25 protein-coding genes are annotated in these 25,550 nt (G+C 52.4%); 12 read left to right on the top strand and 13 right to left on the bottom strand.

Annotated elements, in window-relative coordinates:
* Window positions 1–3: 3 nt before the first annotated feature.
* Window positions 4–669, bottom strand: coding sequence for a DUF1190 family protein (locus ACI2I2_RS16415; protein ID WP_404658855.1), 666 nt, complete (start codon window positions 667–669; stop codon window positions 4–6).
* Window positions 670–840: 171 nt separating this feature from the next.
* Complete coding sequence (tolC, locus tag ACI2I2_RS16410) at window positions 841–2,328, bottom strand: outer membrane channel protein TolC (protein WP_404658854.1); 1,488 nt, start codon at window positions 2,326–2,328, stop codon at window positions 841–843.
* 201 nt (window positions 2,329–2,529) lie between these two features.
* Here tolC and nudF point away from each other — a divergent pair, with 201 nt between their 5' ends.
* From nudF to parE, 5 genes are read left to right on the top strand one after another with little or no spacing between them, the layout of a single operon-like run.
* On the top strand, window positions 2,530–3,162 hold the full coding sequence (gene nudF / locus ACI2I2_RS16405; protein WP_404658906.1) for an ADP-ribose diphosphatase: 633 nt from the start codon (window positions 2,530–2,532) through the stop codon (window positions 3,160–3,162).
* A complete protein-coding gene (locus tag ACI2I2_RS16400) occupies window positions 3,159–3,581 on the top strand; it encodes a DUF1249 family protein (protein WP_404658853.1) in 423 nt (140 codons plus the stop codon). The genes nudF and ACI2I2_RS16400 overlap by 4 nt, the downstream gene beginning before the upstream one ends.
* Before the next feature lie 24 nt (window positions 3,582–3,605).
* On the top strand, window positions 3,606–4,433 hold the full coding sequence (gene cpdA, locus ACI2I2_RS16395) for a 3',5'-cyclic-AMP phosphodiesterase (RefSeq protein ID WP_404658852.1): 828 nt from the start codon (window positions 3,606–3,608) through the stop codon (window positions 4,431–4,433).
* Window positions 4,433–5,008, top strand: coding sequence for an esterase YqiA (gene yqiA / locus ACI2I2_RS16390; RefSeq protein WP_404658851.1), 576 nt, complete (start codon window positions 4,433–4,435; stop codon window positions 5,006–5,008). The genes cpdA and yqiA overlap by 1 nt, the downstream gene beginning before the upstream one ends.
* Before the next feature lie 27 nt (window positions 5,009–5,035).
* The gene (gene parE / locus ACI2I2_RS16385; RefSeq protein ID WP_404658850.1) at window positions 5,036–6,931 is read left to right on the top strand and encodes a DNA topoisomerase 4 subunit B; all 1,896 of its coding nucleotides are present in this window, start codon (window positions 5,036–5,038) and stop codon (window positions 6,929–6,931) included.
* Window positions 6,932–6,976: 45 nt separating this feature from the next.
* Here the strand turns inward: parE and ACI2I2_RS16380 are convergent, their stop codons facing one another.
* On the bottom strand, window positions 6,977–8,443 hold the full coding sequence (locus tag ACI2I2_RS16380; protein WP_404658849.1) for a catalase: 1,467 nt from the start codon (window positions 8,441–8,443) through the stop codon (window positions 6,977–6,979).
* Between the two features lie 292 nt (window positions 8,444–8,735).
* Between ACI2I2_RS16380 and ACI2I2_RS16375 the strand changes: the two genes are divergently transcribed.
* A complete protein-coding gene (locus ACI2I2_RS16375; protein WP_404658848.1) occupies window positions 8,736–8,945 on the top strand; it encodes a CsbD family protein in 210 nt (69 codons plus the stop codon).
* A 38-nt stretch (window positions 8,946–8,983) separates the two neighbouring features.
* Here the strand turns inward: ACI2I2_RS16375 and blc are convergent, their stop codons facing one another.
* From blc to ACI2I2_RS16360, 3 genes are all read right to left on the bottom strand, one after another.
* Window positions 8,984–9,520, bottom strand: a complete 537-nt coding sequence (gene blc, locus ACI2I2_RS16370; protein ID WP_404658847.1) for an outer membrane lipoprotein Blc — start codon at window positions 9,518–9,520, stop codon at window positions 8,984–8,986.
* Window positions 9,521–10,030: 510 nt separating this feature from the next.
* The gene (locus ACI2I2_RS16365; RefSeq protein ID WP_404658846.1) at window positions 10,031–11,005 is read right to left on the bottom strand and encodes a hypothetical protein; all 975 of its coding nucleotides are present in this window, start codon (window positions 11,003–11,005) and stop codon (window positions 10,031–10,033) included.
* A gap of 504 nt (window positions 11,006–11,509) precedes the next feature.
* Window positions 11,510–12,394 carry an SDR family oxidoreductase gene (locus ACI2I2_RS16360; protein ID WP_404658845.1) on the bottom strand — a complete coding sequence of 295 codons (885 nt, stop codon included), beginning with the start codon at window positions 12,392–12,394 and terminating at the stop codon, window positions 11,510–11,512.
* 242 nt (window positions 12,395–12,636) lie between these two features.
* Between ACI2I2_RS16360 and yajD the strand changes: the two genes are divergently transcribed.
* Window positions 12,637–12,984 carry an HNH nuclease YajD gene (gene yajD / locus ACI2I2_RS16355; RefSeq protein ID WP_404658844.1) on the top strand — a complete coding sequence of 116 codons (348 nt, stop codon included), beginning with the start codon at window positions 12,637–12,639 and terminating at the stop codon, window positions 12,982–12,984.
* 51 nt (window positions 12,985–13,035) lie between these two features.
* On the opposite strand, the gene ACI2I2_RS16350 is transcribed toward yajD, so the two are convergent.
* The 7 genes from ACI2I2_RS16350 to qseB form a co-directional block, all read right to left on the bottom strand.
* Window positions 13,036–13,473, bottom strand: a complete 438-nt coding sequence (locus ACI2I2_RS16350; protein ID WP_404658843.1) for a hypothetical protein — start codon at window positions 13,471–13,473, stop codon at window positions 13,036–13,038.
* A 610-nt stretch (window positions 13,474–14,083) separates the two neighbouring features.
* A complete protein-coding gene (locus ACI2I2_RS16345) occupies window positions 14,084–14,929 on the bottom strand; it encodes a hypothetical protein (protein WP_404658842.1) in 846 nt (281 codons plus the stop codon).
* A gap of 110 nt (window positions 14,930–15,039) precedes the next feature.
* On the bottom strand, window positions 15,040–15,549 hold the full coding sequence (locus tag ACI2I2_RS16340; protein ID WP_404658841.1) for a hypothetical protein: 510 nt from the start codon (window positions 15,547–15,549) through the stop codon (window positions 15,040–15,042).
* 444 nt (window positions 15,550–15,993) lie between these two features.
* Window positions 15,994–16,308: a putative quinol monooxygenase gene (locus ACI2I2_RS16335; RefSeq protein WP_404658840.1), complete on the bottom strand. Its 315-nt coding sequence runs from the start codon at window positions 16,306–16,308 to the stop codon at window positions 15,994–15,996.
* A gap of 32 nt (window positions 16,309–16,340) precedes the next feature.
* Entirely contained in the window at window positions 16,341–16,922 is a 582-nt protein-coding gene (locus ACI2I2_RS16330) for an NAD(P)H-dependent oxidoreductase (RefSeq protein ID WP_404658839.1), read from the bottom strand.
* A 106-nt stretch (window positions 16,923–17,028) separates the two neighbouring features.
* On the bottom strand, window positions 17,029–18,378 hold the full coding sequence (gene qseC, locus ACI2I2_RS16325) for a quorum sensing histidine kinase QseC (protein WP_404658838.1): 1,350 nt from the start codon (window positions 18,376–18,378) through the stop codon (window positions 17,029–17,031).
* Window positions 18,375–19,034: a quorum sensing response regulator transcription factor QseB gene (qseB, locus tag ACI2I2_RS16320; protein WP_404658837.1), complete on the bottom strand. Its 660-nt coding sequence runs from the start codon at window positions 19,032–19,034 to the stop codon at window positions 18,375–18,377. Before qseB ends, qseC begins: the two co-directional genes overlap by 4 nt.
* Window positions 19,035–19,185: 151 nt before the next feature.
* Between qseB and ACI2I2_RS16315 the strand changes: the two genes are divergently transcribed.
* The 5 genes from ACI2I2_RS16315 to ftsP all read left to right on the top strand — a co-directional run bounded on the left by ACI2I2_RS16315 (window position 19,186) and on the right by ftsP (window position 25,330).
* A complete protein-coding gene (locus ACI2I2_RS16315) occupies window positions 19,186–19,575 on the top strand; it encodes a YgiW/YdeI family stress tolerance OB fold protein (RefSeq protein ID WP_404658836.1) in 390 nt (129 codons plus the stop codon).
* 117 nt (window positions 19,576–19,692) lie between these two features.
* Window positions 19,693–20,559: a GyrI-like domain-containing protein gene (locus ACI2I2_RS16310; RefSeq protein WP_404658835.1), complete on the top strand. Its 867-nt coding sequence runs from the start codon at window positions 19,693–19,695 to the stop codon at window positions 20,557–20,559.
* A gap of 118 nt (window positions 20,560–20,677) precedes the next feature.
* Complete coding sequence (gene parC, locus ACI2I2_RS16305; RefSeq protein ID WP_404658834.1) at window positions 20,678–22,936, top strand: DNA topoisomerase IV subunit A; 2,259 nt, start codon at window positions 20,678–20,680, stop codon at window positions 22,934–22,936.
* Between the two features lie 156 nt (window positions 22,937–23,092).
* Window positions 23,093–23,833 carry a 1-acylglycerol-3-phosphate O-acyltransferase gene (gene plsC / locus ACI2I2_RS16300; RefSeq protein ID WP_404658833.1) on the top strand — a complete coding sequence of 247 codons (741 nt, stop codon included), beginning with the start codon at window positions 23,093–23,095 and terminating at the stop codon, window positions 23,831–23,833.
* Between the two features lie 84 nt (window positions 23,834–23,917).
* On the top strand, window positions 23,918–25,330 hold the full coding sequence (ftsP, locus tag ACI2I2_RS16295; protein ID WP_404658832.1) for a cell division protein FtsP: 1,413 nt from the start codon (window positions 23,918–23,920) through the stop codon (window positions 25,328–25,330).
* The last annotated feature ends 220 nt before the right edge of the window (window positions 25,331–25,550 follow it).

Here is a 25,550-nt window from a genome sequence, read left to right as displayed (position 1 = left end):
TTGTTAGCCGCCCATGGAGCGAGAAGACGTACCAGAAGCGCTACGCTGCATGGTGGATTGCTTCGCAACCGACTCACCAAAACCACCACGGGTGACGGTGCTGGTGGTAGCAGGTTTAGGGGCCATCGCGGTTTTCGGCACGTTCATGGTACGGCCTGGCTGGGCTGCGCCATATCCTTTACCGCTGGCATCGGTGTACTGGCCGTAAGCCGGGCTTGCCGGGTTTTTCGAGCTGAACAGCGGCTGTTGCTGCATTCCGCCGCTCATCATGCGGCCCATCATGTAGCCTGCCATCAGCGGCATCCAGAAGCTGCCGCCACCGCTTTGCGCTTGTGCCTGGTTTTCAGGGGCCATGCCTGCCTGAGCCGGTGCCTGCTGACACTGGCCTTCACCAAATTCGGCGACGCAGTCTTCACGGCTGGCATATTTTGGCGCGGTGCGCTCGGCTTCTTTCAGCGCGTTATTGTAGGAGGCAGTACATTCCGCACTTTTGCCTGGGTTTGCGCTGGAGCAGTCGTCGGCGTTTTGATACATCGACACCGTTTCATCCGTTTTTTCACAGCCCGAGAGCATAAAAACGGCGGTAACAGCCAGCGCAACTGGCGTCAAATGGCGTGCGCCCCAGTTCTTGCGGAACGAAGCGTGATTAATGGATTTTGTCCGTTTCATTGTTTTTCATCCTGGACCCAGTGGTAGTGCCCAGAATAGTGGATGAGTGGTTGAAATTGAAGCGATGCGAGCCAGCAGGGGGAGATCTTTACGTTGCCTTACGTTTACAACGTTATCGCCAACGGAGCAGGAAGTGATATCCGGCGGACAGCGCCGCCGGATAAGCCCGAATCAATTTTTGAACGGGTTGGAGCCTTTGCTGCTGGTGCTGGAAGTTGTACGTGCAGACGCAGGCTGTGCCGCTGGGGCCATACTCGCGTCATTGCCGTTGTAGCCATCAGCACTTGCGTCCTGTTGCGCGTTTTCCGGCGCGACAGTTTCTGGTGAGGTCGGCACTTCTTTTCCGAGCGCACCGTTGAGCGCCATCAGATCGTTCTCGTTCAGCGTACCGAGCGCTGATTTGATGTTCAGCTGGTTGATCAGATAGCTATAGCGAGCGTTAGACAGACTCTGTTTTGCCTGATACAGCGTTGAGGTGGCATCTAACACATCAACGATAGTACGGGTACCCACCTGGTAACCGGCTTCAGACGCATCCAAAGAGCTTTGTGCAGAAACCACCGCTTGTTTATAAGCGTTGATGCTGCTGATGGAGGCGTTGATGTTATTAAAGGAAGAACGCACGGTCTGAACGACGCTACGGTGCGCACTTTCCAGCTGTTCGCTGGCGCCAACAAAGTTGTACTGAGCTTGTTTCACCTGAGAGGTGACGGAGCCACCGCTGTACAGTGGCAGGCTGAAGTTCAGGCCAATCTGATTCTGTCCGATGTTACGGTCAGTATACTGGCTGCTGGTGGCGTTGCTGCCGTCATACTTGGTGTCAGTGACGCCAGTAGAGGCTGTCAGGCCGACGGTAGGCATGTGGCCGGTTTCTGCATAACGAATCTGCTCACGCGCCAGATCCTGGCTCAGACGTGCCTGCAACAATGCCAGGTTGCGATTTTCGGCTTCTTTCAGCAGTGAGTTTACCGCTTGCGGTTTGTCCGTTTTAAAGGTGCCGACATTCAGCGAAGCCAGTTGCGGATAGAAGTTGCCGGTAATCTGACGCAGTTGCTCAACCGCGTTATCGAGGTTGTTACGGGCAGTGACTTCATTCGCCAGCACGGTGTCGTACTGTGAACGGGCGTTCTGTACGTCAGTGATAGCCACCAGGCCTACGTTAAAGCGCTGAGTGGTTTGATCCAACTGACGGTAAACAGCCTGTTTCTGCGCTTCGGTGAAGGACAGCGAGTCAATGGCATTCAGCACGTTGAAGTACGCGGTGGCGGTATTCAGGATCAGCGTCTGCTGATCGGTCTGATAGCTGACATCCTGGATGCCTGCAGTTTTTTCCTGCAGCGTCAGGGCGCGCCATTTCGACATATCGAAGATGGTCTGCGTTAAGGTCAGCGCGGCGCTGGTTGCGTTGGAATTGATACCGTTGCTATCTTTATAACCGTTTGTGTAGGTGTAATCTGCACCTAAGCCGAGCTGCGGCAGTAATGGACTGCGTGCTTCGTTAATTTTCTCGAATGCAGCATCACGATCGGCGGCGGACTTACGCAGGTCCGGGTTACTCAAACGTGCCTGCTGATAAACCTGTAACAGGTTTTCCGCCTGGCTCACAGCACTGAACCCTGCGAGGCTCAAGCCGATAAGGATGGGGAGCAATTTCTTCATTTGCATTCCTTGTTGTGAAGCATTTAGCGCTGATCTAATTCAAAAAGATTCGTCGATTGTACCAGAGTCCGACCGCGTAAAAAGTTGGCGTAACGTGCCATCTGGCGTTAATTTGCACCAATCTACCACAGCATTATTAAAACAGTAGTCAAACTGACCCGAAATCCCTAATTTCATCACTTAAACATCAGGAAAACGATGATGACCAGCAAGCACTCGTCTGGCGTAACCTACGCCAAAAATGATGTAGAAATTATTGCACGTGAAACGCTTTATAGCGGTTTTTTTTCGATAGATCTGTACCGTTTTCGTCACCGATTGTTTAACGGCGAAATGAGTGGTGAAGTGCGTCGTGAAATTTTTGAGCGCGGGCACGCCGCTGTCTTGCTACCCTTTGACCCAGTGCGTGATGAAGTGGTGCTGGTCGAACAGATTCGCATCGCGGCGTATGACTCAAGCGAAAGCCCATGGTTGCTGGAAATGGTCGCCGGGATGATAGAAGAGGGCGAAAGCCCGGAAGATGTGGCTCGCCGGGAAGCCGTTGAAGAGGCCGGGCTGCAAGTCGGGCGAGTCAAAAATATGCTGAGCTACCTGGCAAGCCCGGGAGGCACCAGCGAGCGCTTAACCATTCTGGTAGGTGAAGTGGACGCCACGACCGCACACGGTATTCACGGTCTGGCTGAAGAACTCGAAGACATTCGGGTTCACGTGGTAAGCAGGGAACAGGCTTATCAATGGGTAGAAGAGGGGAAAATCGATAACGCAGCCTCTGTCATCGCCCTGCAATGGCTGCAATTGCATTATCAGGCATTACGAAACGAGTGGACAAAATGAAGCGCTATACACCTGACTTCCCTGAAATGATGCGCCTGTGCGAAACCAATTTCGCGCAGCTACGCCGCCTGTTGCCTCGCACTGACGCACCCGGCGAAACAGTGAGCTATCAGGTGGCCAACGCACAATACCGGTTAACGATAAGCGAATCGACCCGCTACACTACCCTGGTGGACATTGAGCAAACGGTTCCGGCCATCAGCTACTGGAGCCTGCCGTCAATGTCGGTGCGGCTTTACCACGATGCGATGGTCGCTGAAGTGTGTTCGAGTCAGCAGATCTTTCGCTTCAAAGCACGGTATGATTACCCGAATAAAAAGTTGCATCAACGCGACGAAAAGCATCAAATTAACCAGTTTTTAGCCGACTGGCTGAGGTACTGTTTAGCACATGGAGCGATGGCGATTCCGGTTTGTTAGCGTCGTGAAACCTAAGGACACCATTTGGAAAGCCTGTTAAATCTCTCTCTGGCTGGTGGGGCCGGGGTCAGAGTCTTACAAATTACTGATACTCACCTGTTTGCTGAAAAACATGAAACGTTGTTAGGGGTGAACACCTGGGAAAGCTATCAGGCGGTTCTGGCGGCCATCCGCGCCTCGCAACGTGAGTGCGATCTCGTTGTCGCCACAGGGGATTTAGCACAGGATCATTCGTCCGCGGCTTATCAGCATTTTGCTGAAGGCATCGCGGGCTTCGCTGCGCCCTGCGTCTGGTTGCCCGGCAACCACGATTTTCAGCCTGCGATGTACAGCGCATTGCAGGATGCAGGCATTTCGCCAGCGAAAAGGGTTATTGCCGGTGAGCACTGGCAAATTCTGATGCTCGACAGCCAGGTGTTTGGTGTCCCTCACGGCGAGCTAAGCGAATTTCAGCTCGACTGGCTGGAGCAACGGCTGACACAATCCCCGGAACGCAACACGCTTTTACTGTTGCACCATCATCCTCATCCGGCAGGATGCAGCTGGCTGGATCAACACAGCTTGCGTAATGCCGGGGCGCTGGATCGTGTGCTAATGCGTTTCCCGCGAGTGAAAAACCTGCTTTGCGGTCATATTCATCAGGAGATGGATATCGACTGGAATGGGCGACGCATGATGGCTACCCCGTCTACCTGTGTTCAGTTCAAACCCCACTGTGCGAACTTTACGCTTGATACTATTGCGCCGGGTTGGCGCTGGCTGGAACTGCATGCCGATGGCACGTTGACCACCGAGGTCTGTCGCCTCGATGGCTCGCAGTTCCGCCCGGATACCGCTTCAGAAGGATACTGATGTCTACGCTTCTTTATCTCCACGGCTTTAACAGCTCACCGCGTTCTGCCAAGGCTACGACCATGAAAACGTGGCTGGCGGAACACCATCCCGACATCGAGATGGTCATTCCACAGCTCCCGGCATTTCCGGCGGAAGCGGCAGAGCTGCTGGAGAAACTGGTCCTGCAACACGGCGGCGAACCGCTGGGGATTGTGGGGTCATCGCTGGGCGGCTACTACGCCACCTGGTTGTCACAATGCTTTATGCTGCCAGCCGTGGTCGTCAACCCTGCGGTGCGTCCATTTGAGTTGCTGACAGGCTACCTTGGGCATAACGAGAATCCCTACACCGGGCAGCAATATGTGCTAGAGTCACGCCATATTTACGATCTGAAAGTGATGCAAATCGACCCGCTCGAAGCGCCGGATCTTATCTGGTTATTGCAACAGACGGGTGATGAAGTGCTTGATTACCGCCAGGCTGTGGACTACTTCGCCTCCTGCCGCCAGACGGTCGAGGAAGGCGGTAATCACGCATTTATCGGCTTTGAAGATCATTTCACACAGATTATCGATTTCTTAGGGCTGCGTTAAACGGCCCGTACAATTCGTGAACATACCATGACCCAATCTTCTTATAATGCTGATGCCATTGAGGTACTCACCGGGCTAGAGCCAGTTCGCCGCCGCCCGGGGATGTACACCGATACCACACGTCCTAACCACTTAGGTCAGGAAGTGATTGATAACAGTGTGGATGAGGCACTGGCAGGCCATGCTAAACGCGTGGAAGTTATCTTACATGCTGATCAGTCGCTGGAAGTTATCGACGACGGTCGCGGCATGCCTGTGGACATTCACCCGGAAGAGGGCGTCCCGGCCATCGAGCTTATCCTCTGTCGGCTGCATGCGGGCGGTAAATTCTCCAACAAAAACTACCAGTTCTCCGGCGGCTTGCACGGCGTAGGGATATCGGTGGTTAACGCCCTGTCAAAACGCGTGGAAGTCAACGTGCGTCGCGACGGCCAGATTTACACCATGGCGTTCGAAAACGGCGACAAGGTGGAAGATTTACACGTCACCGGCACCGTCGGAAAACGTAACACCGGAACCAGCGTTCACTTCTGGCCGGATGAAAGCTTCTTCGACAGCCCGCGCTTCTCCGTTTCACGTCTGACACACCTGCTGAAAGCCAAAGCTGTTCTGTGCCCGGGCGTAGAAATTGTCTTTAAAGACAAGGTCAATAACAGCGAGCAAAGCTGGTGCTACGCGGACGGTCTGAATGACTATCTGTGCGAAGCCGTCAACGGCCTGCCGCTGCTGCCAGAAAAACCGTTCGTCGGCAGCTTTGCTGGCGACACCGAAGCGGTTGACTGGGCGCTGCTGTGGCTGCCGGAAGGGGGCGAACTGCTGACTGAAAGCTACGTCAACCTGATCCCAACCATGCAGGGCGGCACGCACGTGAACGGCCTGCGTCAGGGTCTGCTTGATGCGATGCGTGAGTTCTGCGAATACCGCAATATTCTGCCGCGCGGCGTGAAGCTGTCGGCGGAAGATATCTGGGATCGCTGTGCCTACGTGCTGTCGGTGAAAATGCAGGATCCGCAGTTCGCGGGTCAGACCAAAGAACGTCTTTCTTCGCGTCAGTGCGCGGCCTTTGTTTCTGGCGTAGTGAAAGATGCCTTCAGCCTGTGGCTGAACCAGAACGTGCAGGCCGCAGAAATGCTGGCCGAAATGGCCATTTCCAGCGCTCAGCGTCGTTTACGCGCCGCCAAAAAAGTGGTGCGTAAGAAACTGACCAGTGGCCCGGCACTGCCTGGCAAGCTGGCAGATTGCACCGCGCAGGATCTGAACCGCACCGAACTTTTCCTCGTGGAAGGGGACTCGGCGGGCGGCTCCGCGAAACAGGCGCGCGATCGTGAATATCAGGCGATCATGCCGCTGAAAGGTAAGATCCTCAACACCTGGGAAGTGTCATCTGACGAAGTGCTGGCCTCGCAGGAAGTGCACGATATCTCTGTGGCGATCGGCATCGATCCGGACAGCGACGATCTGAGCCAGCTCCGTTACGGCAAGATCTGCATCCTCGCGGATGCGGACTCCGATGGTCTGCACATCGCCACGCTGCTGTGCGCCCTGTTCGTCAAACATTTCCGTCATGTGGTCAAAGCCGGACACGTCTACGTTGCCATGCCGCCGCTGTACCGTATCGATCTCGGCAAAGAGGTCTATTACGCGCTCGACGAGCAGGAAAAAGAAGGCGTGCTGGATCAGCTCAAGCGTAAGAAAGGCAAGCCGAACGTGCAGCGCTTTAAAGGCCTGGGTGAAATGAACCCGCTGCAGCTGCGTGAAACCACGCTCGATCCGAATACCCGCCGTCTGGTTCAGCTGTTCATCGATGATGATGCCGATCAGCAGACGGACGCGGTGATGGACATGCTGCTGGCTAAAAAGCGTTCTGAAGACCGCCGTAACTGGCTGCAGGAAAAAGGCGATATGGCGGATCTGGAAGCCTGATCCGGTTCAAATGTGAAAAGCGCCCGAAGGCGCTTTTCAGAAGCATCAGGATGTGGCTTTTTTGCTCATCACTTTTTGTTTAATGCGGGCCCCAATACTGGCATCGATCTGTGTCCAGTAGTCGAATGCTCGTGAGAGAACCGGCTCCTCAACGCCATCGAGCAGGTGTCCGGCAACATTATCGACAAGCCTTTCACGTGCAGCCTCGTCCATGACCTTATTGACCAGCGCATTTGCCTGCCCAAAGTCATCATCATCCTTACGAAGCGTGTAGGCGGCGCGAACCATTTCTCCCTGTACAGGCCAGGTTGAATCGACCGGCAGCGTGTTGCCTTCGGCCGACGGCCCACCTTTCGAATTAGGCGCATATACCGGGTCGCTGACAGGTGTGATGCGCATAGCGCCATCTTTGCTGTAGCTGTTGACCGGGGAATGAGGGGCATTCACCGGGATCTGCTTGTAGTTCACGCCCAGACGCGCCCGGTGAGCATCTGCGTAGGCAAAAATACGACCAATCAGCATTTTGTCAGGGCTCAGACCGGTGCCGGGTACGAGGTTGTTAGGCTCAAAGGCGGCCTGTTCAATTTGCGCGTGATTGTCTGTGGGATTGCGGTCGAGCGTGAGTTTGCCCACTTTAATCAAAGGGTAATCTCCATGAGGCCAAACCTTGGTTAAGTCGAAGGGATTGAAGCGGTAGTGTTCTGCCTCCGCCATTGGCATGATCTGCATGTACAGGGTCCAGCTTGGGAAATCCCCTTGTTTGATGGCGTTGAACAAGTCGCGAACGTGATAGTCGCCATCCTGTCCGGCCAGCTTGTCAGCTTCATCCTGCGTAAGGAAATCAACGCCCTGATCGGACTCAAAATGGTATTTTACCCAGAACTTTTCTCCCTCGGCGTTAACCCACATATAGGTGTGGCTGGAGTAGCCGTTCATATGACGCCAGCTTTTGGGGATCCCCCTGTCACCCATCAGGTAGGTAACCTGATGCGCTGACTCCGGCGATAATGTCCAGAAATCCCACTGCATGTCATGGTCGCGAAGATTGTTATCGGCGCGACGCTTTTGCGAACGGATGAAATGTTGAAATTTCATAGGGTCCCTGACAAAGAATACCGGCGTGTTGTTTCCTACCAAATCAAAGTTGCCTTCTTTGGTGTAAAACTTAATAGCGAATCCGCGTGGGTCGCGCCAGGTATCAGGGCTGCCACGCTCTCCCGCCACGGTTGAGAAGCGAACCACCACCTCCGTTTTTTCACCTGGCTGGAATACACTGGCTCGGGTGTACTGACTGACATCATCCGTCACTTCAAAATGCCCAAAAGCGCCGCTGCCTTTAGCATGAGGTTGGCGTTCAGGAATGCGCTCCCGGTTGAAGGCCGCCATTTGCTCAATAAGATAATGATCATGAAGCAAAATAGGACCATCGGCTCCGACGGTGAGAGAGTGCTCATCACTGGCAACCGGTATCCCAGCGTCGTTGGTCGTGTGCTTATCGGTATTATTGCTCATCAAAGGCTCCTCAGGGTTTCTTATTGGTGTGCTACAGCTTCAGCTTAGTTCACTTACAGAATTCGTAATGAAAGAACCGCGATGAAATTATTGCCATAAGTAACCATAATAAAAGACAGCGTAAAATTACCGCTCCGAAAAACCACAATCCGTTATAGAAGAATCCTAAAAATTCATTTTTAAGCGTCATGCACCCCAAAATTAACCAGCGTTAAAATGGAAAATCGATTATCTCTACTATATTTATCTGGTTGTTAAGCAAACCCGTACAGACTTAACTTTGGAGAAAGTGATGAACGAAGATCGCATTAGTGGAAACTGGAAACAATTCAAAGGAAAAGTGAAAGAAAAATGGGGCAAGCTGACGGATGACGATCTGGATGTCATCGAAGGTAAGCGAGAGCAGCTGGCTGGGCGTATTCAGGAGCGTTACGGCTACGCAAAAGACCAGGCTGAAAAAGAGATGAAAGACTGGGAAGACAGCAATAAGTATAAATGGTAATAATAAAAGGCCTGCAAAATGCAGGCCTTTATAAACAGTTAGTTGTGACGATCGTGTTTTACCCAAATGAGCTTGTTTATTGGGAAACCGTATTCTTTGGCAATCTCAAGGTATTTTATTTTTACACTGGTTGGAATATCTGGCGTTCGTGATAATATCCAAAGATAATCCCGATTCTGACCACTGACCAGTGCATATTTGTAATCGGGGTCGATCGCGATCACATTATATCCAGCGTAAAATGGGCCAAAGAAAGAGACTTTGAGCGCGGCGACGTTTTTTGCCTCGACAAATACGGCTTTCCCTTCGCTTTCTTTCCACTTCATTTTTTCCGGGTCATATCCCCGATTCACAACCCGGAGGGTACCATCTTTATTTAATGCGTAGTCAGCCGTAACATTATCGAGCCCTCGTTCAAAATAATAATCGAGGCGAGCGATTTCATACCATTTCCCCAGATAATTATCGGCTTCAAAATTGTCTACGGGCTTTACGCCTTTTGGTGGCGTAGGGGATTTGCAGGCAACAAGCGTTAACACAACGGTAAGTCCTGTAACCGCATGCCATAATTTCATAACGATCTCCTTTCAGTCAGTCTGATATAAGTGTAGAGAAAAATCGATAAATTATGTGACGGGGAGAACGAATCAGAATCTTCAACAATCCTCAGCCTCTGGCGGGTACCTGACTTGCTTTTCACTCTTTGCAGATGCTTGAACGTCTTACCCAACAGAATGCGCTGTACCAGACCTCTTGACTCCCGGATGATAACGTCCCGGCGTTAGGTCCTGCATTTCTTCCTTGATAGCCTTAAGGTTGCCGTTTTGTCCGAACGGCATTTTGATATCTAAAGAAGGGTTTCATCTTCTCGTTTCCACACGTGGAATGGGGGGGTAAGGGGTGACAAAAATCCTGAATGCCTTTCCTGGCATTCAGGTTAAGTAAGGGTAGGGATTTATTTTAAAGCGTAATGCCTTTGATACCGGTCAATGGACAAACAAGGCAATCAGAATAATGATCGGAATGGGTACACCTAAAAAGAAAAGCAGTAATGAGCGCATAATAACCTCCTTCGTAATCAAACATTATAAGTCGCGTTGACGACCGCCAAAGGTCGCACTTAAGCTGGCAACGAAAGCACCAATCAGCAGTGAGATAAAGGTCCAGAGGGTGACGTAGCTGGTGGCTTTTCGTGCCTTATCTGCTGCCTGCTGGGCTTTCAGCTTCGCCTCTTTCAGTTTCGCCTGAGCCTTGTCGTAATTGGCCTGAACCCGCTGTTCAGCTTCTTTTGGATCGATCCCCGTTGTTTGAGAAATGAGCTGAGCCACATACTGAAGGTCTTCAGGAGGCAGCGAACCGGTGCTGATGCTATTGGCAAAAATACCGGTGACTTCACCCATCTGGGCTGGCGTCACTGGCTGATGAGGTGCAGGCTGGCCAACCGCCGGTGAATCTGTTGCGGCGGGCGTAGTGTTGGTGGCAGAGGGACTTGATCTAAATAACGACTGAATGAAATATTGCATCGAGGTCCCGGACACATTGGCCGAATGACCTGCCATACTCGCTGCGCCGGTCAAGGAGGCTGCAGCGGCACCGCCTGCTACGGATCCCACTACTTTTGCACTTCCGCCAACGAGGGAGCTTACCGTTGCGGACAACAACACTGCCGAGACAAGCAGCGCGACGGCCCAGGTCAGAAAACCGTGTGCGGTATCACGGAAGTAGACTTCATCCACGTGCGTATCCACCCATTTGGTGCGCAGCCGCCCGGCTAAATACCCCCCCATTCCGGAGGCCACGATTTGGGTAAACGTTAGCCAGGCGATTGCCGCTATCCCTACGGTGCCAGCGTCCAGGCCATGATTCTCCCAGGGAGAAACCGACGTCAGGCCTAATCCGGCACCCAGCATGAGGAGGATCAGCGCCAATGAGGCTGCCGCCGCTGCGCCGGCCAATATAGCTCCCCATGAGACGGCGCTGGGGTTGTTCCCCGTCGGTAGGGGGAGGGGCAAATCGGGATCTCGATGATGAACGACAGGTTGATCGTAGAGAGTAGTCATTTCTGTTTTCCTTTAATGTGTCTGGCGTCCTGACGCAGATGTTTGCAATGCGTTCAGAGGGAACTTATTGAAATAACAGGAAACACTATATGGTCAAAAATTGATGTTAGGATGGTGAAGAAATAATGAATAGGTTGATCTTGAAATATAAAGCATAACTACATGATCTCATAATAGTTCATATTCTTTCATTAACCATGAACAGTAACGAAAATATGGCTGGATATTGTAATTTTTTGTAAGTAACAGGGGCGGGTTGCTTTCAATATAAATTCATTGTTGATTGCGTGAGCGTGGCATTCCTATTTTAGGGACGCAAAGAAAAATAAAAGTTGTGTGACTTCTCAACCTTAAAAAAGCCCTGATTTTAACTAAGTAATAGGCTTGCAATTATCCATTCTGGACTCAGAGCATAAAAATCCGTTGTCATTGAGACAACGGATATGAAATGACCTTTATCCGAACGGGCAATTCGGATGACGAGCAGTGTAACCGTGTTAGCCGTCAGGCGACGCCAGTCCCGCCATCAGAGCACCACACCTGGCCTGACGCGTATGAGCACTCATCGGATGCCAGCAGAACATAGAGCGGGGCGATTTCGACGGGCTGACCCGGGCGTCCCAGCGGGGTGTCTTCCCCAAACTGCTGTACCTTTTCCTGAGGCTGTCCCCCACTGGACTGCAGCGGCGTCCAATAGGGGCCTGGTGCAACCGCATTGACCCGAATGCCCCTGGGCCCAAGTTGCTTTGCCAGAGACTTTGTAAAAGCCACATTGCACGCTTTGGTCTGCGCGTAATCCAGTAGAATTTCGCTAGGCTTAAAAGCCTGAACCGATGAGGTGTTAATAATCACCGCCCCTTCTTTCAGGTGGCGCAGGGCAGCGCGTGTGATCCAGAACGGCGCATAGACGTTTGTTTTGAAGGTCGCGTCAAAGGCCGCCGTCGTCAAATCCTCGATCGATTCGCAGAACTGCTGTCTGCCAGCGTTATTGACCAGAATATCCAGGCCGCCCAGCTCCGAGGCCGCGCGCTCTACCAGCGTTTCACAAAACGACTCCACCCGAATATCGCCAGCAATGGCGACGGCTATACGCCCTTCGGCCTGAATCAGGGCAATAACTTCCGCCGCATCCGTTTCTTCTTCCGGCAAATAACCGATGACCACATCAGCCCCTTCCCGGGCGTAAGCTATGGCAACGGCTCGGCCAATGCCTGAATCGCCTCCGGTAATGAGGGCCTTTTTACCGACGAGCTTGCCCGATCCTTTGTAGCTTTTCTCACCGTGATCGGGCCGCGGCTTCATCTCTGATGCCAGGCCTGGAGTAGGTTGTGGCTGCTCCACAAACGGTGGACGCGGATAAGATTGCGATTCATTGTGTCCTGATGACATACCGGCCTCCTTTATTTGGGAATATAAAGCATAGACAGTGCGGCACGCCCTTTCAGGCCGTCAGGCAGAATTCGGAATTATCGGTACGTTTTACTCCCCGACATCCGGGTTAAATAAGTAATACCAAAAGAGAATGGTGCGGATTGCCGTGATGCTTACAGACTATCGTTTTCCTCCTGCTTTATTTTGGGTAAAGTGGGGGCATTATCGTAAAATGTCGCTTTTAGCGCAGGTACACTCCAATGGCTTTGATCCCTAAAAACTACACCCGGCTGGAAAGCGGTTACCGCGAGAAAGCACTGAAAATTTATCCGTGGGTCTGCGGACGCTGCTCGCGTGAATTTGTGTATTCGAACCTGCGTGAATTAACGGTTCACCACATTGACCATGACCACACCAACAACCCCGAAGACGGCAGTAACTGGGAATTGTTGTGCCTGTATTGTCACGACCACGAACACTCGAAATACACCGAAGCGGACCAGTACGGCACCACGGTTGTCGCAGGGGAAGACGCACAAAAAGACGTCGGCGAAGCCACCTATAATCCCTTCGCTGATTTAAAAGCGATGCTGAATCAGAAGAAGTAATCCCCTCGATAAAAAAGCCCGGTAAGCGCCAGCGCCACCGGGCAATTCCTTTCAGTGTGAAACTGCACTTCCTGCCCAACGCGGCGCTTTCAAATCCCCGGCAAACATCCACACCAGTTCACACAACAAGCCTTTCAGCACTTTTGCATTTTCCGGCGGCAGCGAGTGTCCACACAGCAACTGCGCCAACGTCTGGCAGTAATTGCACAACACTTCCGCATCTGGCTCGAATCGTTGCGGTTCATCGAGAAGCTCTTCTACGGTAAAGCGTTTGATTAAATGCTGAGGAATTGGCTCGCCTAAAGTTGGACGAAGCAGGGCCAGGCACGCACTGAGCCTGCCTAACAGCGCCAGATTTTGCGTAGTGTCGTCGCATTCAATCAGAATTTCAGCAAAGCGGTCGCAGTAGTCTGCCAGATCGGTAAAGTCAGTTGCGGCGCTAAAGGGAAGAGTAAGTACATCGGCGTTTGTTTCGAGGGTTAATGCCATAAGGGCAACCTCCACTAAGTGACAAGTGTGCCGCCAGCGGAGAGGTCAATCTCACGGGTGGCGGACCGGGCGGGGTTGACCTTACCGGCCTTAGTGACACCGGCGCGTCTTGCGACGCCCCCACCCGGCCCACCATTGTAGTGCAGCCGTGCGCACGACACAAAAAAGGCGCAGACGCGCCATTGTGTCGTCACTAAGGTTTCTCAGGAGGTCAAGCCCGACACCTGATTTGGCAGGTGCGAAGGGGAGAATACTGCGATAACCAGGCAGCAACAAGGGGTATTTCCGGAAGGAAGATCTCGTTTGGGAATGAAATCGTGCTGGGTTGGTTACATCATTTTAATCAATGGTTTTGGTCTGCTTTGAGCGAGGAGCGGAAGTTGGCATTCCAACCGTCAAAGGGTATATCAAGCATTGCTGTGTGTCGATCCGTGTGAAGTTGGTCCGTCCACTATGCATCTTACGGGGGAGGGCGTGCTTTTAAGAAAGACGCCCACACTAATAAATTAATATTCTATTGAATAATTGACTGATAGAGCCACATCAATATATATAGTTTCATACCAGACGTTAAACCATAATTTGATGTTTTTCCGGTGTGCTGGTTGGGTTATTCTTGAATAATTTTAAACTGGAATTTAGAAAGGTTTGAAGATACTTTCATAGTGTCGTCATATTCTGGATGTTTGGAAATCATGTCGCAAAAGTAATTGTGATATGAAGCGAGCCAGGCAAATTTAGAAAAAACGGTTGGAATAGCAGCATAAGCCTTTAATGCTTTTTCAATCTGCTGTTTGTGAAGGATTAAAGAATTCGTATCTAGATGTTGCTCATGTATACCATCAATAATACACTCCACGAGATAATTTATAAAATAACGACCATCCGGTCCTTTCAGCACATCTCTCAGTTGTGGAGCCGCACCTTTAGCGTAGTATTTGAGATGCTCGTCTACCATCTTCATGGTGTCATCGCACAACACGACAATAGGGTTAACAGCCACGTTACTTTCCAGGCGATATGACTCCAGCAATGCGGCACCATAGACACTATTTTTATCCATGAATAGCTGTCCGACTGCAAGCCCACCACGAATAAAAAATCCATTAAGCGCCATTTTGAACTGATATTCTCGGATCGGAAAGAGAATGAGTCCAAATTCTGATTCCATTTCACTGCTAAAATCAGGATGCGCAAGTACCACGTTGTCTGTAAATGATTTAAAGTAAAGCATTGACTCATCGGTATCTTCCTCAAGCGAGGAAAGACTTTCGGTGAGGATATGGTGAAATTCAGCTAATAAAGTATCTTCGGTGCCATTTATATAACTGGCACTTGTTTTCGCTGAAAATCCAAGAACATCCAAAAAGGCGCAATATGATTTTCGATGAATTGGCTTTTCATTATGAAAGTAATCATTTTTTTTATTATATTTATTTTCTTTTTTGGTTTTCATTATATGACTAAATCCTTAAGGTGATATTTATTTTTTCAAAGTGCTTTGGTGTCACAATTCTAGGGTGATTATGTGTTTTAGTATGGCCTGCATCAGACTCATTACTTGCTTTAATACTTTTGATAGCTATCAAGTGGTAAGCCTTTATCTCCAGAAATTTTAAGAATATTACAAACAATCTCAAAATATGGCGGCTGAATACCTTCAATTTCTTTAAATTTACCATGATTGTTTAACGAGCGAATAGTTTTGAAATTATCCCACAATCTGTTTTTGGTTATAAAATCGTTAACTTCGTGGTGTTTCGTGAAACTATGTTCTCGATAAATTTTTATGTACTCGCTGATTTCTTTGGTTTCATTCGAAGAAAGAGGTTTGCCTCTAATAACTGACTCCGAAATCTGTCCCTGCTGGGAATACTCTCGGTAGAGAAATACCATTTTACTAAATCTATCTGAACCACTGGATACTAGTAATTGCAAACTTTGCCACGAAAGTTGCGTTATATTTGTGATGTGAATAGTGCTTTTTCTACCTTTGCTATTAGATACTTGAACTACTTTATTTACACTGAAATTTGCGATTTCTCTGTAAAGACTTACGTCATAATCAATCTTCATAATGACCTCCAATTATAAATATTATTGAAATTTAACACAAAGTTAAGGAGATTCGAAGTTCTGTGTATGACTTTATCAGTTAAGGTTGTCCCGAGGGCGAATTTAAACTACTCAGAGGGGGTATTCGAAATCATTATATCTGCAATCTGTGGGGCGTTCGTGGTTTTCTCACCTCAAAAAGATCTGTCAGTACGTTGTTGAATATAGGGTGCTGGAGGTTATCAAAGTACGTTAAGGGATTGAGCGCCAGAATCCTTGGATGGAAAAACATCGCTGAACCAACGTCCGCTCCTGCCCCAAACCCATCCCTAACACACCACTCCGTACCCCATTCCAGTTATCACCACCCAACAAAAAGCCGGATAACGCGAACGAGGCGTCTCCGGCTTTAAGAGTTGAATAAACCCGGTAAACAAAGTGTCACCGGGTTATTGAGAAGGGGAATTAAACGCCTTGTTCCAGAATGCGAATGTGGCTTTCCAGAACGTTGGCTTTCACCGCTTCACTCCACGCTTTCATGTGCGCGGTTTGCAGGTGGGCTTCCAGATGGGCCACGGTTTCCCACAGTTCCACCATCACGATGGAGTCCGGGGCGGTGGTCTGGAAACTCACGCCCGCGGCGTGATCGACCATTGGCGCATAGCCATGGCACCCTTCTTCCTGCAAAACGGTAGGGATAATTTTTGCGAACTCATCCAGTACAGCCTGACGATGGTGCTGGCCCGGACGGGTACGAATTTCAGCAATCACAGTTAACATAGTTCAAGCGCTCCTTGTGTTCAGACCCTCAGTTAACCAAAAATCTCGCCAAGATGCTTGCGATATTCTGCTACATCACGCGGCACGTCAGGCATTTTGATCACGTCATTGGCGATAAAGGTTGGCAGCGCTTCCATCCCCAGGAACTGATTGGCTTTGTGGAACGGCAGATAAACGCCATCAACGCCCACGCCGTGGAAGAACTGGTCTTTCTCAGTGAAGGCTTCCATGGGGGCGTTCCAGGTCAGGGACAGCATGTATTTTTTGCCCTGAATCAGGCCACCGGAACCGTATTTTTTGCTCTCGTCAGAACGGGTGCGGCCATCGCTGGCGTACAGGGAACCGTGACCTTCAGTGAACACATCATCGATGTATTTTTTCACGGTCCATGGCGCGCCCATCCACCAGCCAGGCATTTGCCAGATAACCGCATCAGCCCACAGGAAGTTCTGCACTTCTGCTTTGACGTCATAGTCACTGTCGGCGCGAACAACACGGACTTCATGCCCGGCGTCGCGCAGGAAACCGTCCGCGACCTCGGTCATGGTGTCGTTCAGCTGGCCGTTGGAGTGACCGAATTTTTTACCGCCGTTGATAATCAGGATCTTGCTCATGGTTACACCTCTGAAAACTAAGTTTGTCTGCCATTGTAGCGCCGACACCGTAGCGGTGAAATTCGCAAAATGTACAAAGTCTTTTGCTGTATGAGCAATAATCCCGTTACCAACGAAGGTGCGCGATGAAACCGCCTTCAGGCGCATTGCCAAACGTCACGGACATCTGATGCAGTGAGGCGATGCGCCGCACGATAGACAACCCAAGGCCGCTGCCGGGTTCGTCTTGCCCTGGCGGGCGGTAAAAACGTTCGCCAATACGGGCCAGCGCTTCTGGGCTTATGCCCGAACCGTTGTCGCGAACCGTGAACTGAGTGGTCTCAAGCGTGACATCCACTGTGCTGCCACGTGGGCTGTAGCGAACGGCGTTATCGAGCAGATTGCGCACCATCAGGCTGAGCAACAGCGGCTGGCCTGTGCGGCTGACCTGCGCGTCAACAATGTTCAGGCGGACTTCAATTCCTGCCTGCTGTGCCGGATGGTAAATATCCATCACCGCGGATTGTAGTAAATCTGCCAGCGAGACTTGCTCCACGTCATCCAGTTGCGACAGGGAGTCCAGCCTTGAAAGGGTCAGCAGTTGATCCACCAGGCGTGCAGCTCTGTCGATGCCGAAATGAAGCTGAGAGAGCGCTTTTTCGCGTCCTTCAGGATCGTCCATTGAAAGCTGGGCAACTTCGGTTTGCACTTTCAGCGCGGTGAGCGGGCTGCGAAGCTCGTGGGCGGCATCGGAGGTAAAACGTCGCTCGCGCATCATCATTTCGTGCGAGCGAGTAAAAAGCTGATTCAGGGCGTCGACCAGCGGGCGAACTTCCCCGGGCACGCCGGAAGAGCTCAGCGGCGAATCGGATTCTGGCGAGCGTTCCCGCAATGTGCGGGTGAGTTTTTTCAAGGGCGCCAGTTCACGGCTGAGCAGCACAATCAGCAGCAGCACCATCAGCGGAAGGGCGACCAGCCACGGCGTGAGCTGCGATGTCACGATATCCAGCGCCATTTCCTGTCGATAATCCCACTCCTGGCCGACCACGATGCGATAGCGCCCGTCAGCAGTGGTGACCCACAAAAAACGCCATTCATCGTCATCATTATTTAACCGCCCATCGTCAAACCCTTCGCGGCGATAGTGGTAGGGGATGTCCTGGCCATTATCGCCGTCATTCACCACCATTCGCCCGTCGGCGGTATAAATCGCAAAGGCCAGTGCGTCATCGTCCAGATGCCCGTGCTTGATTTTCTTTTTGGTCCGCAGCGCAGGCGTGGTGACGTGCAGCTCGTCAAAGTCCATCACGCTCAGGCGTTTGGCGAACAGCATTTGTTGGGTATCAAACAGCTTATCGAGCTTTTCGGTGGTCTGCTGCCAGGCGATAAAACTGGCGCAGCTCCAGGCGACCAGCGTCAGCAGGATAAACAGCAGCGTCAGGCGCAGACGCAGGCTCATGTGATGCAAAAATCTCATTGGTCACCCAGGGTGTAGCCGATACCGTGTACCGTGCGGATAAAATGGCTGCCGAGTTTACGACGCAGATGGTGAACGTGGACCTCCACCGCGTTACTGGACACCTCATCATCCCAGTTATACAGCTTCTCTTCGATGAGCTTGCGCGGCAGCACGCGACCCGCATTGCGCATCAGCAATTCCAGCAGCGCGAACTCTTTGGGTTTAAGGGATAACGCTTCATCATTCAGGAAGGCCGTCAGGCTGTCAGGATTGAGCGTGACCGGCCCATGACACAGTGCATTGCTGGCCTGGCCGTGAGTGCGACGAATCAGGGCTTCCAGGCGCGCGGCCACTTCTATCAGGGCGAACGGTTTACACAGGTAGTCATCAGCCCCAAGGCGAAGCCCTTCCACGCGCTGGGCGAGCGCATCACGAGCAGTGAGGATCAGCACGGGCTCTTTGCGACCCGCCGCACGCCATTCACGCAGAATGTCCAGCCCGTCGATACCCGGTAAAGTGAGATCAAGGATAACGGCATCGTAGGGCGCGGAAAAAAGTGCGACTTTTCCTTCTTCGCCGCGGGTGAACCAGTCCAGCGTAAAGCCCATTTTGATGAGCCCGGCTTTCAGACCATCACCAATGAGTTTGTCGTCTTCTACCAGTAAAACTCGCATTCTTTCACCTGTTTACGCGCCCGTATTGCGGTCAGTAAACCCTTGCCGCGCCGCGCTGTACAGCAATAAATAATCTTTTTTCTCCTTAAGAAGTTGTTAAGATCTGAACGGTTTAATAAGGACCAGACACCACTCAAGGGAGAGATTAAAGATGAAAAAGATTTTTGCGGTTGCCGCCATTGCGGCGTTGATGTCAGCCCCGGTTTTTGCCGCTAACACTCAGGGCGGTTTCTCCGGCCCGGGCGCTACGCAGTCCGGCGGTTTTGTTGGGCCAAACAGCAGTGTGACCACCGTTGAAAAAGCCAAATCTCTGCGTGATGACGCATGGGTGACGCTGCGCGGGAATGTGGTTGAGCGTACCTCCGACGATCGCTATACCTTTAAAGATGCCACTGGCACCATTAATGTCGATATTGACCACAAGCGCTGGAACGGCCTTACCGTCACCCCGCAGGACGTGGTAGAAATTCAGGGGGAAGTCGATAAAGACTGGAACTCTGTTGAAATCGACGTGAAGCAAATCAGTAAAGTCAGCAAGTAATCCTCGTGCCGCCGTTTTCGCGGCGGCGCTGCTCCTTCCTTCTCGGGGCTGCATTGCGCAAGATCGGTCAGGATTGTTGTCGACCGAACGGGCAAAGTAGGTCATCAGGAGGATGCGATGAACGAAGCAATCACCTCGGCGTATCGAGAACGTTTCACCCTGGTCTGTGACTATATTGCACGCCATCTGGATGAACCGTTGACCCTGGAAATGTTGAGCAGCATGGCGTGCTGTTCGCCGTATCATTTTCACCGTCAGTTTCTGGCCTTCAGCGGCCAGCCGTTGTACCGCTATATTCAATGGTTACGCCTGCGTCACGCTTCGTGGCGGCTGGCGTTTAATCCGCAGGATAAAATCATTGATATTGCCCTGGATGCCGGGTTTCAGAACCCGGAATCGTTCAGCCGTGCCTTCAAAACCGCGTTTGGTCAAAGCCCTCGTCAGTTTCGACAACAGCCGGACTGGCTCGACTGGCACCAGCGCGTCCCGAAAATAGCCTCACAGGAGCCACAAAGGATGGACGTGAAAATTGTCGATTTTCCACAAACCAACGTCGCCATGCTGCAACATCGCGGCAGCCCGGATTTGGTGAACGCCAGCGCGGCGAAATTCATCGAATGGCGCAAAAGCACGGGCCTGTCACCGGTTCGCGAAAGCAAAACCTTCGGCATTGCCTGGGATGACCCGGCCACCACGCCGCCGGAAGCCTTCCGTTTTGATATCTGCGGCAGCGTTTCTGCAGCGATTCCAACGAATGACTTCGGCGTCATCAACGGTGAAATTGAAGGGGGCCGCTATGCAGTAGGACGCCATTCAGGTTCTCTGGATAACCTCTCGCAAACTGTCTGGGCGATGTTCCGCGACTGGCTACCGGGCAGCGGTGAGACCCTGCGCGACGCGCCAGCGTTCTTCCATTATCTCAATTTCGTCAATGATGTTCCGGAGCATGAATTGCAGACGGACATCTACCTGCCGCTGAAATAGCAGAAGCCGCCGGGCCTCCGGCGGCCCCCCTGTGACTCCTCACGCGAGATAAGGTATTATCGCCCGATGCTTGCCGTCTGTACCCCAGTGCGGCGCAAAGATTGAGGAACACACATTAATGAGCGATATGGCAGAGCGCCTTGCGCTACATGAATTTACGGAAAAGGCTTATCTCGACTACTCCATGTACGTCATCATGGATCGTGCGCTGCCGTTTATCGGTGACGGACTGAAGCCTGTTCAGCGTCGTATTGTTTACGCAATGTCCGAGCTTGGCCTGAGCGCCAGCGCCAAATTCAAAAAATCCGCCCGTACCGTCGGTGACGTGCTGGGTAAATATCACCCGCACGGTGACAGCGCCTGTTATGAGGCGATGGTCCTGATGGCCCAGCCGTTCTCTTATCGTTACCCACTGGTCGACGGTCAGGGAAACTGGGGTGCGCCGGATGATCCGAAATCCTTCGCCGCAATGCGTTATACCGAATCCCGTTTGTCGAAGTATGCCGAAGTGCTGCTGGGCGAACTGGGTCAGGGAACCGTTGACTGGGTACCGAACTTTGACGGCACGATGCAGGAGCCGCGCATGCTGCCCGCGCGCCTGCCAAATATTCTGCTGAACGGCACCACCGGTATCGCCGTGGGTATGGCGACAGACATTCCGCCGCATAACGTGCGTGAAGTCGCCAAAGCCGCTATCACCCTGATTGAACAGCCGAAAACCACGCTGGATGAGCTGCTGGATATCGTCCAGGGGCCGGATTATCCAACGGAAGCGGAAATCATCACTTCTCGCGCGGATATCCGCAAAATCTACCAGAGCGGTCGCGGTTCCGTGCGTATGCGCGCGGTCTGGAAGAAAGAAGACGGAGCCGTGGTGATCACCGCGCTGCCACACCAGGTTTCGGGTGCGAAAGTGCTGGAGCAAATCGCCGCTCAGATGCGCAACAAAAAGCTGCCGATGGTCGACGACCTGCGCGACGAATCAGATCACGAAAACCCGACGCGTCTGGTTATCGTGCCGCGCTCTAACCGGGTCGACATGGAACAGGTGATGAACCACCTGTTTGCCACCACCGATCTGGAAAAAAGCTACCGCATCAACATGAACATGATCGGTCTGGATAACCGTCCGTCGGTGAAAAACCTGCTGGAGATCCTGACCGAGTGGCTGGCCTTCCGCCGTGATACGGTGCGCCGTCGCCTGAATTTCCGTCTCGAAAAAGTGCTCAAACGCCTGCATATCCTCGAAGGTTTGCTGGTGGCGTTCCTCAACATCGACGAAGTGATCCACATCATCCGTACGGAAGATGAGCCGAAGCCGGTGCTGATGTCTCGCTTTGGGATCAGCGAAACCCAGGCTGAAGCGATCCTCGAGCTGAAATTACGTCACCTCGCCAAACTGGAAGAAGTGAAGATCCGCGGTGAGCAAAACGATCTGGAAAAAGAACGCGATCAGATTCAGGCGCTGCTCGCTTCCGAGCGCAAGATGAATAACCTGCTGAAGAAAGAGCTGCAGGCTGATGCCGAAGCCTTCGGCGACGACCGTCGTTCTCCGCTGCATGAACGCGAAGAAGCGAAGGCGATGAACGAGCACGACATGCTGCCGTCAGAGCCGGTCACCATCGTGCTGTCTCAGATGGGCTGGGTGCGAAGCGCGAAAGGCCACGACATCGATGCCAAAGGGCTGAGCTATAAAGCGGGCGACAGCTGGAAAGCTTCCGCGAAAGGCAAGAGCAATCAGCCGGTGGTGTTTGTCGACACCACAGGGCGCAGTTACGCCATCGATCCTATCTCGTTGCCATCGGCACGCGGGCAGGGTGAGCCGCTCACCGGTAAGCTGACGCTGCCACCGGGTGCAACGGTTGAACACATGCTGATGGAAAATGACGATCGTAAACTGCTGATGGCTTCTGATGCGGGTTACGGTTTTGTCTGTACCTTCAACGACCTGGTGGCACGAAATCGTGCAGGCAAGGCGCTGATCACGTTGCCGGAAAACTCACAGGTTATGCCGCCGCTGGTCATTGAAGATGAGTCTGACATGCTGCTGGCGATTACCCAGGCGGGCCGCATGTTGATGTTCCCGGTCAGTGACTTGCCACAGCTGTCGAAAGGGAAAGGCAACAAGATAATCGGCATTCCGTCCGCCGATGCGGCGAAAGGCGCTGACGGCCTGGCACACCTGTACATCATTCCACCGCAGAGCACGCTGACCATTCACGTGGGCAAACGTAAGATTAAGCTGCGTCCGGAAGAACTGCAGAAGGTGACGGGCGAACGTGGTCGTCGCGGGACGCTGATGCGCGGTCTGCAGAAAATCGACAAAATCGATATCGACTCGCCGCTGCGCGCCAGCGCAGGTGACAGCGAAGAGTAACCCCATTGCCCCTTCCGTCCGGAAGGGGCTGTAAAATTTGCGGCAAAACCGTTGTTAATTCGTGCGTTGCGATTAACAATACCCCATTAAGGGTTCTGCAAGTTTCATCCTCTGACCGGTATATAATTCTAAGCGGTTAGGTTCTTAGAGGTAGCTATGCTATTGATTTTTCGCGCAATCATCGTTGTCATTTACTGCATTCTGGTGTGCATTTTTGGCTGTATCTATTGCCTGTTTAGCCCACGTAATCCGAAGCATGTTGCGACGTTTGGTCATATGTTTGGTCGCCTGTCGCCGGTTTTCGGCCTGAAAGTCGAAAAACGCTTACCGGAAGGATATGAAAACTTCGGTAATGCCATCTACATCGCCAACCATCAAAATAACTATGACATGGTGACGGCAGCCAATATCGTGATCCCGCCAACGGTCACGGTCGGCAAGAAAAGCCTGCTGTGGATCCCGTTCTTTGGTCAGCTTTACTGGTTGACGGGTAACCTGCTGATTGACCGAAACAATCGCGCCAAAGCGCATGGCACCATTGCCAGCGTGGTGAATGCTTTTAAAAAGCGCAAAATCTCTTTCTGGATGTTCCCGGAAGGGACTCGCAGCCGCGGTCGCGGCCTGCTGCCGTTCAAAACGGGGGCCTTTCACGCTGCCATCGCGGCAGGCGTGCCCATCATTCCGGTGTGCGTTTCCAATACATCGAATAAAATTAATCTCAACCGCCTCGACAACGGTCTGGTGATCGTTGAAATGCTGCCGCCTATCGACAGTACGCAATGGGGTAAAGATCAGGTTCGCGAGCTGGCGGCACATTGCCGCGACATAATGAGTGCCAAAATCGATGAGCTCGATAAGGAAGTTGCTCGTCGCGAAGCGGAAAAAAAGAAAAAGTAAGAGCCTTCACGAGCCGGTTTACGGTGGTGAACGCAGTTTGGGAACGGTTTCCCTCTGTTTAGTTGTCAGTTTCATGGAGTTAATATGTCACTCAGTCGGCGTCAGTTTATTCAGGCATCAGGGATTGCGCTTTGTGCAGGTGCGGTGCCGCTGAGGGCAAATGCAGCGGGGCAACAGCCCGCGCTGCCGGTTCCACCGCTGCTGGAATCTCGTCGCGGACAACCCCTGTTTTTAACCCTGCAACGTGCCCACTGGTCTTTCACCCAGGGCACGCGCGCACCGGTCTGGGGAGTGAATGGCCGTTATCTTGGGCCGACCATCCGTGTCTGGAACGGCGACGACGTCAAACTGATTTACAGCAACCGCCTGACGGAAAACGTGGCGATGACCATTCGTGGTCTTCAGGTGCCAGGCCCGTTGATTGGCGGAGCGGCGCGCATGATGTCACCGAATGCCGACTGGGCACCGGTGCTGCCGATTCGTCAAAGCGCGGCCACACTCTGGTATCAGGCGAATACACCGAACCACATGGCGCAGCAGGTTTACAGCGGCCTGGCCGGAATGTGGCTGGTCGAAGATGATGTGAGTAAGTCCTTACCTATTCCGAATCACTACGGCGTGGACGACTTCCCGGTCATTATTCAGGACAAACGGCTGGATAACTTTGGTGCGCCGGAGTACAGCGAGCCGGGTAGCGGCGGGTTTGTCGGCGATACGTTGCTGGTGAACGGTGCGCAAAGTCCTTATGTCGAAGTATCTCGCGGCTGGGTGCGCCTGCGTTTGCTGAATGCGTCAAACTCTCGCCGTTATCAACTGCAAATGAGTGACGGTCGTGCGCTGCACGTCATTTCTGGCGATCAGGGTTTCCTGCCAGCGCCAGTCTCCGTCAAGCAGCTCTCACTGGCTCCGGGCGAGCGTCGTGAAATCCTCATCGACATGACCAATGGCGATGAAGTGTCGATTACCTGCGGCGAAGCGGCGAGCATCGTGGACCGTATTCGCGGTTTCTTCGAACCGTCGAGCATTCTGATCTCCACTCTGGTGCTGACGCTGCGCCCAACAGGCCTGTTGCCGCTGGTGACAGACAGCCTGCCAATGCGCCTGCTGCCGGAAGAAGTCATGACCGGGACGCCAATTCGTAGCCGTGATTTCACTCTTGGTGACGATCCGGGTATCAACGGCCAACTGTGGGACCCACAGCGCATCGACGTAACCGCGCAGCAGGGCACCTGGGAGCGCTGGACGCTGCGAGCCGACAGCCCGCAGTCCTTCCACATTGAAGGGGTGATGTTCCAGATCCGTAACGTGAACGGCGCAATGCCCTTCCCGGAAGACAGAGGCTGGAAAGACACGGTGTGGATCGACGGGCAAGTAGAGCTACTGGTTTACTACGGCCAGCCTTCGTGGCCACATTTCCCGTTCCAGTTCGCCAGCCAGACGCTGGAACTGGCGGACCGTGGCTCGATTGGCCAGATGCTGGTGAACCCGGCACCTTGATTTCCCCCTCTCCCTAACCCTCTCCCAAAGGGAGAGGGGACTGTCACGTGCTCATGTCTTTCTCCTTCTTCTCCCAAAGGGCTGAGGGAACTGTCATGTACTCATGTCTTTCTCCTTCTCCCAAAGGGCTGAGGGATCCCCAGTAATATGGTCATTCGCCTGTGACCATATTACTGTACTCTTTCCCTAATAATTTCAGTGCATTAACTATATTCATTCG

The sequence above is a fragment of the Scandinavium sp. NPDC088450 genome, from assembly GCF_044900545.1.
In the GTDB taxonomy this organism is placed as follows: Bacteria; Pseudomonadota; Gammaproteobacteria; order Enterobacterales; family Enterobacteriaceae; genus Scandinavium.
This window is presented reverse-complemented; position numbering and strand designations above follow the sequence as displayed.

Coding starts and splice junctions, on each gene's coding strand:
- ACI2I2_RS16415 (WP_404658855.1), bottom strand. CDS start 669: ATGAAACGGACAAAATCCATTAATCACGCTTCGTTCCGCAAGAACTGG.
- tolC (WP_404658854.1), bottom strand. CDS start 2,328: ATGAAGAAATTGCTCCCCATCCTTATCGGCTTGAGCCTCGCAGGGTTC.
- nudF (WP_404658906.1), top strand. CDS start 2,530: ATGACCAGCAAGCACTCGTCTGGCGTAACCTACGCCAAAAATGATGTA.
- ACI2I2_RS16400 (WP_404658853.1), top strand. CDS start 3,159: ATGAAGCGCTATACACCTGACTTCCCTGAAATGATGCGCCTGTGCGAA.
- yqiA (WP_404658851.1), top strand. CDS start 4,433: ATGTCTACGCTTCTTTATCTCCACGGCTTTAACAGCTCACCGCGTTCT.
- parE (WP_404658850.1), top strand. CDS start 5,036: ATGACCCAATCTTCTTATAATGCTGATGCCATTGAGGTACTCACCGGG.
- ACI2I2_RS16380 (WP_404658849.1), bottom strand. CDS start 8,443: ATGAGCAATAATACCGATAAGCACACGACCAACGACGCTGGGATACCG.
- ACI2I2_RS16375 (WP_404658848.1), top strand. CDS start 8,736: ATGAACGAAGATCGCATTAGTGGAAACTGGAAACAATTCAAAGGAAAA.
- blc (WP_404658847.1), bottom strand. CDS start 9,520: ATGAAATTATGGCATGCGGTTACAGGACTTACCGTTGTGTTAACGCTT.
- ACI2I2_RS16365 (WP_404658846.1), bottom strand. CDS start 11,005: ATGACTACTCTCTACGATCAACCTGTCGTTCATCATCGAGATCCCGAT.
- ACI2I2_RS16360 (WP_404658845.1), bottom strand. CDS start 12,394: ATGTCATCAGGACACAATGAATCGCAATCTTATCCGCGTCCACCGTTT.
- yajD (WP_404658844.1), top strand. CDS start 12,637: ATGGCTTTGATCCCTAAAAACTACACCCGGCTGGAAAGCGGTTACCGC.
- ACI2I2_RS16350 (WP_404658843.1), bottom strand. CDS start 13,473: ATGGCATTAACCCTCGAAACAAACGCCGATGTACTTACTCTTCCCTTT.
- ACI2I2_RS16345 (WP_404658842.1), bottom strand. CDS start 14,929: ATGAAAACCAAAAAAGAAAATAAATATAATAAAAAAAATGATTACTTT.
- ACI2I2_RS16340 (WP_404658841.1), bottom strand. CDS start 15,549: ATGAAGATTGATTATGACGTAAGTCTTTACAGAGAAATCGCAAATTTC.
- ACI2I2_RS16335 (WP_404658840.1), bottom strand. CDS start 16,308: ATGTTAACTGTGATTGCTGAAATTCGTACCCGTCCGGGCCAGCACCAT.
- ACI2I2_RS16330 (WP_404658839.1), bottom strand. CDS start 16,922: ATGAGCAAGATCCTGATTATCAACGGCGGTAAAAAATTCGGTCACTCC.
- qseC (WP_404658838.1), bottom strand. CDS start 18,378: ATGAGATTTTTGCATCACATGAGCCTGCGTCTGCGCCTGACGCTGCTG.
- qseB (WP_404658837.1), bottom strand. CDS start 19,034: ATGCGAGTTTTACTGGTAGAAGACGACAAACTCATTGGTGATGGTCTG.
- ACI2I2_RS16315 (WP_404658836.1), top strand. CDS start 19,186: ATGAAAAAGATTTTTGCGGTTGCCGCCATTGCGGCGTTGATGTCAGCC.
- ACI2I2_RS16310 (WP_404658835.1), top strand. CDS start 19,693: ATGAACGAAGCAATCACCTCGGCGTATCGAGAACGTTTCACCCTGGTC.
- parC (WP_404658834.1), top strand. CDS start 20,678: ATGAGCGATATGGCAGAGCGCCTTGCGCTACATGAATTTACGGAAAAG.
- plsC (WP_404658833.1), top strand. CDS start 23,093: ATGCTATTGATTTTTCGCGCAATCATCGTTGTCATTTACTGCATTCTG.
- ftsP (WP_404658832.1), top strand. CDS start 23,918: ATGTCACTCAGTCGGCGTCAGTTTATTCAGGCATCAGGGATTGCGCTT.